Annotated in this window: 8 protein-coding genes and 2 rRNA genes; 2 read left to right on the top strand and 8 right to left on the bottom strand. The window is 42.2% G+C overall.

Going from position 1 to position 9,948, the window contains the following annotated elements; genetic code table 11:
- Both L1D46_RS10395 and rrf read left to right on the top strand, forming a co-directional pair.
- Positions 1 to 132, top strand: a 23S ribosomal RNA gene (locus L1D46_RS10395); the annotation flags it as partial.
- 124 nt (positions 133 to 256) lie between these two features.
- A 5S ribosomal RNA gene (gene rrf / locus L1D46_RS10390) occupies positions 257 to 371 on the top strand.
- A 625-nt stretch (positions 372 to 996) separates the two neighbouring features.
- On the opposite strand, the gene L1D46_RS10385 is transcribed toward rrf, so the two are convergent.
- From L1D46_RS10385 to cysG, 8 genes are all read right to left on the bottom strand, one after another.
- Positions 997 to 2,259 (bottom strand): aromatic amino acid transport family protein, encoded by a 1,263-nt coding sequence (locus tag L1D46_RS10385; RefSeq protein WP_167659192.1) that lies wholly within the window; start codon positions 2,257 to 2,259, stop codon positions 997 to 999.
- A 154-nt stretch (positions 2,260 to 2,413) separates the two neighbouring features.
- Positions 2,414 to 2,605 carry a hypothetical protein gene (locus L1D46_RS10380; RefSeq protein WP_055022144.1) on the bottom strand — a complete coding sequence of 64 codons (192 nt, stop codon included), beginning with the start codon at positions 2,603 to 2,605 and terminating at the stop codon, positions 2,414 to 2,416.
- Positions 2,606 to 2,762: 157 nt separating this feature from the next.
- Positions 2,763 to 3,533 carry a 3'(2'),5'-bisphosphate nucleotidase CysQ gene (cysQ, locus tag L1D46_RS10375; protein ID WP_130049910.1) on the bottom strand — a complete coding sequence of 257 codons (771 nt, stop codon included), beginning with the start codon at positions 3,531 to 3,533 and terminating at the stop codon, positions 2,763 to 2,765.
- Positions 3,534 to 3,536: 3 nt separating this feature from the next.
- Positions 3,537 to 4,133 (bottom strand): adenylyl-sulfate kinase, encoded by a 597-nt coding sequence (gene cysC, locus L1D46_RS10370; protein WP_130049909.1) that lies wholly within the window; start codon positions 4,131 to 4,133, stop codon positions 3,537 to 3,539.
- Between the two features lie 14 nt (positions 4,134 to 4,147).
- Complete coding sequence (locus L1D46_RS10365; protein ID WP_130049908.1) at positions 4,148 to 5,875, bottom strand: SLC13 family permease; 1,728 nt, start codon at positions 5,873 to 5,875, stop codon at positions 4,148 to 4,150.
- 32 nt (positions 5,876 to 5,907) lie between these two features.
- Positions 5,908 to 7,332: a sulfate adenylyltransferase subunit CysN gene (gene cysN, locus L1D46_RS10360; protein WP_130049907.1), complete on the bottom strand. Its 1,425-nt coding sequence runs from the start codon at positions 7,330 to 7,332 to the stop codon at positions 5,908 to 5,910.
- The gene (gene cysD / locus L1D46_RS10355; protein WP_105173930.1) at positions 7,332 to 8,231 is read right to left on the bottom strand and encodes a sulfate adenylyltransferase subunit CysD; all 900 of its coding nucleotides are present in this window, start codon (positions 8,229 to 8,231) and stop codon (positions 7,332 to 7,334) included. The genes cysN and cysD overlap by 1 nt, the downstream gene beginning before the upstream one ends.
- 35 nt (positions 8,232 to 8,266) lie before the next feature.
- Positions 8,267 to 9,688 (bottom strand): siroheme synthase CysG, encoded by a 1,422-nt coding sequence (gene cysG, locus L1D46_RS10350; protein WP_239977516.1) that lies wholly within the window; start codon positions 9,686 to 9,688, stop codon positions 8,267 to 8,269.
- Between the last annotated feature and the right edge of the window lie 260 nt (positions 9,689 to 9,948).

The raw sequence follows: 9,948 nt of genomic DNA, 5'->3' as shown, positions 1-9,948 counted from the left end.
TCGAGATGAGTTCTCACTAGACTTTTAAAGTCTCTGAAGGGCCGTTGAAGACTACAACGTTGATAGGCAGGATGTGGAAGTGGTGCGAGCCATTAAGCTAACCTGTACTAATTACCCGTGAGGCTTAACCATACAACGCCAAACGCGTTTTGTGACAGCGTAACAGACAGAAGTTAAGAAACTAAAGTAGACATTTACTTGATATCAGAATTCCGAATTTTAGTTGATTGCTAAAGCGATTAACGACCCAAATTTGCTTGGTGACAATAGCGTTTTGGACCCACCTGACCCCATGCCGAACTCAGTAGTGAAACGAAACAGCGCCGATGATAGTGTGGCATTTGCCATGTGAAAGTAGGACATTGCCAGGCTCCAAATTAAAGAAAGCCCGATTCGAAAGAGTCGGGCTTTTTTGCGTCTGGAGCTTTCAGCTTTCAGCCGTCAGACGTCAGCTGAAATATGGGGTTGTATAGTGCAGAGACTCCCTCAGCAACAAAACCCTGTAGGAGGCACGTCAGTGCCGAATCTAGGCCATAACCAACACATTCATGGCTAAAGCCATTCCTACGTGATGCGTATCTCAGATGCCAGAGATTAGATGGCAGTTGATCTACAGGATTGTTTGGTACTTCAGAGTGTTCCTCAGCAACAAAACGAGTAGGAGGCACTTCAGTGCCGAATCTAGGCCATAAGCAATATATTCATGGCTAAAGCCATTCCTACAAATACACTCTTCCTAGAACCTAGAACCTAGAACCTAGAACCTAGCAATTCTTAGTGCCTCCGGCGGGATCTTATTGCTTAGGGGAGACTCTGACCAAAACACCTCCACCGAGCCGCTGAACGCTGAAAGCTCTGTGTTGGGTTTCACTTCGCTCTACCCAATCTACCAGACCTTAAAACGTTACCCTTTTTAACTTTACTCTCGAAACTCGCGAACTAAAAAAGCCCAGCAGGCTTCCCTGCTGGGCTTCTTAATGTATAAGCAGTTGTTGACTATTGAATCATGCTGTAAATAAGCGCAAATACAGCAAGAGAGCCAACTGTTAATACGAACAGTGTGCTCAAGCGGTTTCTGTATTTGTGTAAGCTAGGTACTTTATAAACGGCAATCATTGGCATGATGAAAAGGATCATGGCAATGATTGGGCCTGATAACTGATCCATCATGTCTAAAATACTTGGGTTGATCACTGAGCAATACCAAATAGCGAAGAACATGATAACAGTGCCAATCTTATCAACGAGTTTAGGGTTCATATGTGCTTGCTTACTAACAAGACCGTTGAAGCTTTCACGGGCACCTAAGAAGTGACCTAAGAATGAAGACGTAATCGCAATAAAGGCAACTAATGGTCCTAAGGTCGCAATAAATGAGTTATCAGTGATATTGGCAAGGAATGACAAGATAGACACGTTATCAGCTTTTGCTTGTACCATTTGTTCAGTAGATAGTGACAGCACACACGAGAATACAAACAGTAAAACAAACACAATTAATAGTAGGCTGGTACGCTTCAGAATTGCTTCTGACTTCATTTTAGCATTGTTGCCGTAGTGAGCACGCTGTACATGCACAAAGCTTGATATTGCAGCTGCATGGCTAAATGAAAATACAATAATAGGTATTGATAACCAAAGTGTTTTCATGAAGCCCGAAAACTCAGGTACAGATACATCTGGCATTTGCCAGCTTGGGATTAAATAAATCGATAAGAAAAACAAAATAGCGACAAGTGGATAAACAAGTATCGAAAAAGCACGTAACATCAATGCTTCGCCACCCAGCATTAAGCTGATCATACCGCCAACGAGTACGCCAGATAACAACACGCGTGGTGGCGACTCCATGCCTAACTGATTAACGATAAAGCTATCAACGGTATTTGTTAGGCCAACACCATAAATAAGTAAGATAGGGAAGATAGAGAGAAAATACAGTAAAGAGATCAAGCGCCCCGCATTTATGCCAAAGTGCTCTTCTACTACATCAGTAAAGTCAGCTTCAGGCTTTTTTGATGATAAAACAAATCGGGCTAAGCCTCTGTGGGCTAAGTAGGTCATCGGAAAAGCAAGGCATGCCATGATAATCAATGGCCAAAATCCGCCGATGCCGATATTAATTGGTAAGAATAAAATCCCAGCACCGACTGCGGTGCCAAATAAACTTAACACCCATTGGGTGTCATGAAGATTCCATTTTGAGTTACTACTTGTTGTCGATGCATCATACGGCATAGCATCTTGATGTGTGTTCATTAGCACTCCACTATTAGAATAATAATTGTCGCGCAGCATATAGAAAAGCGACTAAGAATGCATGTTTTAGCGTTGTGTTTAGATAACTATGCTGTAAGGAGAGACTTACAAAGGAAGAGAACTGGGCTCATTTAGAAAAGCCCAGTTGTGGTATTTATTCTGCAGCTGCAAGTGCGCGAGCTTTAATGTCTGCGGCGAATGCTAAACCTTTCTTAAAACGTGCCTCAGCTGCTGTGATTTCGCTTTCATCGCCATTAGCGGCAAGCACCCCTTGTGAAAGCGCTTTATATAGTGCGCTAATTTGTGCCTCATAGCCGGCTTCAATTGCTTTTTCAACAGTCGTCATGGTTATTCCTTTAATAGATAAGATAGCAAAATACTATAGGAACAAGGACTTATTGGCTAGATAGAAGTGCCTATAAAGTAGGGAATATTAAAGTTTATGGCTCAATGCTGGGTTTCGCTGCGCTCTACCCAGCCTACGATATTTAACGGAAATCTTTTTAGTTCTGTAAGGCCGATACGACAAAAAACGGATTCAGATACTCTTCTTTACTGTTATACAGTAGTGGGCTGCCATCGAGTTTGCTAACCGTTGCACCTGCTATTTCGGCAATCGCATGACCTGCTCCCGTATCCCACTCACAGGTTGGGCCAAGGCGTGGGTATATATCAGCACTCCCTTCGGCAACAAGACAAAGTTTTAGCGAGCTGCCTTTTGAAACCATTTCTACATCTTCAAACTGTTTTACGAATTCTGCTAAATCAGGAGAAGGGTGTGAGCGGCTTCCGACAACACGGATCAACCCTTTATTTGGCTTACGGGTTACCTTAAGTTCGATACGCTCATCACCTTTATCTTTAAAGGCACCAATTGCTTCAGCAGCAATATACGACACACCTAATGCCGGTGCATCGACAACTGCCAATACTGGTTTACCTTTTTCAATCAAGGCAATATTCACGGTGAACTCGCCATTCTTTTTAATGAACTCTTTGGTGCCATCAATTGGGTCTACTAACCAGTAGCGTTGCCAAGTTTGACGAATATCCCAGCTAATATCAGCGCTTTCTTCGCTTAGAATTGGTACATCAGGGGTGAGGTGTTGTAAGCCATTCACAATCACTTTGTGAGCTGCTAGGTCGGCGTCGGTAACTGGGCTTTCATCAGCTTTGTACTCAACATTAAAGTCCTTTTCGTAAATCCCCATTATTGCACTACCTGCTTGGCGTGCGAGGAGTAATATTTCTTCTAGCAGTTCCGTTTGATTCATGACTTAACCTATAATTTGCTGTTGTTTTAAATACGCTACCAGTTCTTGCACCGATTGGTCTAGGGTGTTTTTGCTGGTATCGATTTTAATTTCTGGCGATGCAGGGATTTGGTAGTCTGAGTCTATACCGGTGAAGTGCTTAATTTCACCTGCACGGGCTTTTTTATAAAGCCCTTTAGGATCGCGGGTTTCACACACTTCAAGCGGGGTATCTAAAAATACCTCAATAAACTCACCATCCTCTACTAAGTTTCTTACCATATCGCGTTCGCTTTGGAACGGCGAAATAAATGCGGTCAATACCACAAGACCGGCATCGACCATCAACTTTGCGGTTTCGCCTACGCGACGAATGTTTTCAACGCGGTCTTCATCAGTAAAGCCAAGATCTTTACACAAGCCATGACGCACATTGTCGCCATCGAGTAGGTAGGTGTGAACGCCTAATTGGTTTAATGCGCTTTCTAGTGCGTTTGCAACAGTGCTTTTACCTGAACCTGAAAAACCAGTGAACCATAGAATGGTTGGCTTATGCTTTTTTTGCTCACTACGCTGTGATTTGCTAATGGCGTAATTATGCCAAACGATATTTTCATCCATTGTCTTTACTCTCGTTATTGAAATGGGAATACCAGTGGTATGAGTGTTAAAACCGTAATCGAGTAAATAATCGATAAAGGTAAGCCCATGGCAATATAATCTTTAAGGCGGTAGTTTCCCGCGCTGTAAACCATCAAGTTAGTTTGATAACCAAATGGCGAAATGAAGCTAGCCGATGCACCAAATGCGACAGCCATAATAAAAGGCAACGGTGATACATCAAAACCAACGGCTAGTGCATACGCTACCGGAAACGAAAGCGCAGCAGCGGCATTATTGGTAATGAGTTCGGTAAACAAAACCGTCATTAAAAATATTGCGATAAATGCCCCGTAGGGCCCAAAGTCACCTAAAACGTATAACATGGCTGATGAAATTTCACCGGCAAGCCCTGTGCCTATCATGAGTTTGGCAAGGCCAATAGCACTACCCACTACTGCGAGTAACTCAATCGGAAAACGACGTTTTACTTCACTTAGCTTGATTGTGCCCGTTAGCATTAAACCGATAAGAAGAACGAGTAGGCCTTTCACTAAGGGAACAAGGCCAATAATACTTAACCCCAATACGGTTGCAAAACTCGCTAACACAATATTTGATTGCTTAGGTTTTAAATGGGTTTGTAAATCAAGACCTGAAATATAAACAAACTCGCGCTTTAAATTGGGTAGCGAGTAAAACTCTTTGCCAGGCGCAAGGATCAATGAGTCACCCGCTTGCAATTGAACTTTACCTAAGCCGCCTTGTAAACGGTCATGGCCGCGACGAATAGCAATAACGGCTGCATGAAACTGCTCACGAAAGCGAACTTCTTTAATTGTTTTACCAATGTATTTTGAAGAATGGCTAACAACAACTTCAACTAGGTGCTCAACGTCTTTCTCATGTTTGTCGTGCACAACTTTTAAGCCATCAAATTGGGTAAGCAGAGGCACTGACTTTATGTCACCTACAAACAGCAGTACGTCACCTTCTTTGATAACTTGTTTTGGTGTAACCGCGCAAATTCGTTTATCACCACGGATTATTTCGGCTAAGAACAAGTCTTTTAATTCACGAAGGCCATTCTCTTCAACACTTTTACCAATTAATTTCGAACCTGTTTCTACTTTACCTTCAAGGTAAAAGGGCACCACTTCTTGGTCGTTTTTACCGTTATCTGGTAAATACTTGAGCATCACCAAAATAGTGATAAGTCCGACGCTCAATGCGCCTAAACCAATCAAGGTAAAATCAAAAAAACCAAGGGGCTCCATTCCTGCTTCAACGGCAAAGCCATTAACAATTAAATTGGTTGAAGTGCCAATCAGCGTAATTGTGCCACCTAAAATGGCGGTATACGATAAAGGTAATAAAAGCTTAGATGGTGAATGGGTCGGGCTTTCTTTTATTGCACTAATCAGTGATGCCACTACCGCAGTATTATTAGTAAATGATGATAAAAAGGCAGTTGATAAACCTAGTTTTGTCACCGAACTTGTCAGGCTGCCTTTCGAAAGAGACTGAGCAAGCTTTTGCACTAGCGTGGTTTTTTCTACAGCTATCGAAACGAGTACAAGTAGAATAAGCGTAATTAAAGAAGGGTTTGCATAGTTAATTAGCATATCTTCAAGACTGATCAGCCCTGCTAAATAACTAATACCAATAGCGCCGACAAATAACCATGCTGGTTTTAGTCGAGTGCCAAAAAGACACCCCACTAATACCAGCATAATGCCTGTTAATACCAGCTGTTGATACATGCTTTTTACTTCCTATAACAGGCGAATAATGATTACTTAAGCTTAGTTATATCAAGCGCTTGCCAATGAGGGAAGTGCTTGCGTACTAAAGCATTAAATTCAACTTCAAAGTCGCTAAAGCTACTTTGCTGCTCTTCAGTGCTAAGTAATTGCTCAATCATACCTGCCGCAACGGTTAAGTTTGATAGGCGATCAATTAAAATAAACGCACCTGTTTCATGGTTGTTGTGGTACTCATCGGCCAGAATTGTTTCAGTAAGCTCTAAGGTTACAATAGCAATTTCGTTAAGTTGTAATGAGTCAGCTTGACCATGCTCAAGGGTATTTACATCAATGGTGTGATCGATCTTTCTAACCACTGCTGAGGTGTTTTTGCTGCCTAACTTAAAGTTGTAGCTTTTACCTAATACTAACGGTGCTTCATGCATCCATACTAATTTAGCTTGAATACGGTTAGTAACAGCCGCTTTTGAAGCTGCTGGCACAATAACATCACCACGACTGATATCAATTTCATCATTTAACGTTAAAGTGATTGCTTGACCTGCTTCAGCCGTATCTAGGTTACCATCGAAAGTCACAATTTCTTTAATGCTTGAGCTTTTACCAGATGGTAAAACTTTTACTGCATCACCAACACTGAACTTACCAGACGTTAAAGTGCCTTGGAAGCCACGAAAATCTAAGTTAGGGCGCACAACATATTGCACAGGAAGACGTGCTTCAAAACCGCTATCAATTTCAGCCGCTGGTGAGTCTTCAAGTAACTCAAGCAGTGGTTTATCTGTGTAGTAAGGTGTGTGTAGAGAGCGTGTTACTACGTTGTCACCCTTGAGCGCTGACATAGGTACAAACTTGATATTAGTAACATTTAGCTGCTCTGCAAATTTTAGATAATCCGCTTTAATTTTCTCATACACGGTTTCATCGAAATCGACGATATCCATCTTGTTGATTGCAACAACAAACTGCTTAATGCCGAGCGAATCGCAGATAAAGCTATGACGTTTAGTCTGCACTTGTACACCGTAACGAGCGTCGACTAAGATAATGGCTACATCGCTGGTTGATGCGCCGGTAACCATGTTGCGCGTGTACTGCTCATGTCCTGGCGTATCAGCAATGATGAATTTACGTTTTGCTGTTGAAAAGTAACGATAAGCAACGTCAATCGTAATACCTTGCTCACGCTCAGCTTGAAGGCCATCTACAAGTAGTGCTAAATCAAGCTCTTCACCCGCATTACCGACTTTTTCATTGTCTTTATGTAGTGCAGCAAGTTGGTCTTCATAAATTTGATGGCTGTCATGTAAAAGGCGGCCAATCAGGGTCGACTTACCGTCATCTACACTACCACAGGTAAGCATGCGTAAAAGGCTTTTGTCTTGCTGACGCGCAAGGTAGGCGTCGATGCCTAACTCTCTTACTTCATTAATTGTGTCGTTTGTTTTAGACATTAGAAATAGCCCTCACGTTTTTTCTTTTCCATTGAACCCGCAGAGTCGTGATCAATCACGCGGCCTTCACGCTCAGAAGAGGTTGAAAGCAGCATCTCTTCAATAATTTCAGTTAAGGTTCCTGCCGTTGATTCCACTGCACCTGTTAGCGGGTAACAACCAAGGGTACGAAAACGGACAGATTTCATTTGTGGTACTTCACCTTCTTCCAATGGCATGCGCTCGTCATCAACCATGATTAGCGTGCCGTTACGCTCTACAACAGGGCGTTCTTTAGCAAGGTAAAGTGGAACCATTTCAATGTTTTCTTGGTAGATATACTGCCAAATATCAAGTTCAGTCCAGTTAGATAATGGAAATACACGAATGCTTTCACCCGGGTTAACTTGGCTGTTGTACGTATTCCAAAGCTCTGGACGTTGGTTTTTTGGATCCCATCTGTGGTGCTTATCACGGAATGAGTAAACACGTTCTTTAGCACGAGATTTCTCTTCGTCACGACGTGCACCACCAAATGCAGCATCGAAGCCGTATTTGTCTAACGCTTGCTTTAAGCCTTGCGTTTTCATGATATCGGTGTGCTTTGCTGAGCCGTGTACAAACGGATTAATATCAATCTCTAACCCTTCAGGGTTTTTGTGGACGATTAAATCAAAACCATACTCTTTAGCTAGACGGTCACGAAACTCAATCATTTCCTTAAATTTCCAGTTGGTATCAACGTGTAAAAGTGGAAATGGAATTTTTGCTGGATAAAACGCTTTACGTGCTAAGTGTAATAACACTGATGAATCTTTACCGATTGAGTAAAGCATCACCGGGTTTTCAAACTCAGCAGCTACTTCGCGCATGATTTTGATACTTTCAGCTTCTAATTGCTGAAGGTGTGTTAAAGCCATTGTTAGTCGTCCTACTAAAATGATTAAAAGTTAAATTAAGCTACGCCAGTGATTGGCTGGGCAAAGCTGCTGGTTTGCTCGGTTTTACCAAACCATGCAAGCTGATGGTGCAATGATGCAACTTCGCCAATAATTAATAAGGCTGGTGAAATAATGCTATGGCGCGAAATCAAATCGGCCAGCTCACCTAATTGCCCTGTAACCACTCGTTGTTCTTTACGTGTGCCGTTTTCGATTATGGCAACGGGGGTGTCTGCACCGCGGCCGTGTTTCAATAATTGTGCTTGAATATGCGGTGATTTAATCACTCCCATATAAATTGCTAATGTCTGATTTGGCTTTGCGAGTGACTGCCAATCTAATTCTTGACCATCTTTTTTACAGTGACCTGTTACAAACTGAATGGCTTGCGCATGATCTCTGTGGGTAAGTGGAATACCAGCATATGCACTACAACCTGCAGCAGCAGTAATACCCGGTACAATTTGGTAACGTACTTGATTAGCGGCTAGCACTTGCACTTCCTCACCACCACGACCATAAATAAACGGGTCGCCACCTTTAATACGGCATACTTTTTTGCCTTGTTTGGCAAAATCGACCAGCATCTGATTAGTATCTTCTTGTGCAACACTATGATCGCCTAAACGTTTACCTACGCAAACTAAGTCGGCATCACGGCGTACTAAATCCATAATTTCATCAGAAACCAAGTAGTCATAAACAACGACGTCGGCTTGTTGCATTAATTGCAGTGCTTTTAGTGTTAATAACTCTGGGTCACCTGGGCCTGCACCAACAACATATACTTCGCCTTCAGGCTCTGGCTTAGCATCTAATAGTTGCTCTAATTGCGCTGAAGCAGCTTCGGTATTACCCGCTTGTACTTTGCTTACCACTGATGAATCAAATACGCCCTCCCAAAACTGGCGACGATCAGCAAAGTGTTTAAAGCGCTGTTTTACTTTATTACGGAAGCTACCTACTAATGTAGCGAGAGGACCAATATGTTGTGGAATAAGTGTTTCTAGTTTTTCACGTAAACGACGTGCTAAAACTGGTGCTGTGCCTGCACTTGAAATCGCAATAGTGATTGGATCACGGTCAACAATTGATGGAAAAATAAAGCTGCACTTAGGTTGGTCATCCACCACGTTAACGAAAATATTGCGCGCATTCGCAAGTTCGAAAACATCTTTGTTAACACTGTCTATATCAGTTGCGGCGATTATCAGCATTTGCTGATCCAGATACTGCTCTTTAAAAGTATCAGAAATCAGGTTTACTTCACCTTGCTTAGCAAGAGCGAGCAGCTCATCGCAAAACTCAGGGGCGACTAGTGTCACATTGGCACGTGCTTTTAAAAACGCACGGCATTTGCGTAACGCGACATCTCCACCGCCGACTACCAGTACTGGTTTGTCGTCTAATTTGGTAAAGATTGGTAAATATTGCACTTTGTTCTCACCCCTAAAACACATCAACGAAACTGCTTATTGCAGGCAAGCAGAATATAGTGCTCTAAAAAAAGTAAAAAATAATTAAAACCAAGTTTATATAACTAAAAGTTATACCCGGTGGTTTGTTTTGGCTTAAGACTTAGTTAACAAGGGATTGCGACGAGTTACAAGTAAATAAGCAGCCTTATGGTGATTAGTTATGATTTATAGCCGAATGATAAAAATTTGCTACTATAGGTCACTAATATGGCAACACA

This window comes from Pseudoalteromonas sp. Isolate3 (assembly GCF_022398505.1).
Lineage (GTDB): Bacteria > Pseudomonadota > Gammaproteobacteria > Enterobacterales > Alteromonadaceae > Pseudoalteromonas > Pseudoalteromonas apostichopi.
Note: the sequence above shows the minus strand (reverse complement) of the source record. Positions and strands in the feature narration are given on the sequence as shown.

Coding starts and splice junctions, on each gene's coding strand:
- L1D46_RS10380 (WP_055022144.1), bottom strand. CDS start 2,605: ATGACGACTGTTGAAAAAGCAATTGAAGCCGGCTATGAGGCACAAATT.
- L1D46_RS10385 (WP_167659192.1), bottom strand. CDS start 2,259: ATGAACACACATCAAGATGCTATGCCGTATGATGCATCGACAACAAGT.
- cysN (WP_130049907.1), bottom strand. CDS start 7,332: ATGTCTAAAACAAACGACACAATTAATGAAGTAAGAGAGTTAGGCATC.
- cysQ (WP_130049910.1), bottom strand. CDS start 3,533: ATGAATCAAACGGAACTGCTAGAAGAAATATTACTCCTCGCACGCCAA.
- L1D46_RS10365 (WP_130049908.1), bottom strand. CDS start 5,875: ATGTATCAACAGCTGGTATTAACAGGCATTATGCTGGTATTAGTGGGG.
- cysC (WP_130049909.1), bottom strand. CDS start 4,133: ATGGATGAAAATATCGTTTGGCATAATTACGCCATTAGCAAATCACAG.
- cysD (WP_105173930.1), bottom strand. CDS start 8,231: ATGGCTTTAACACACCTTCAGCAATTAGAAGCTGAAAGTATCAAAATC.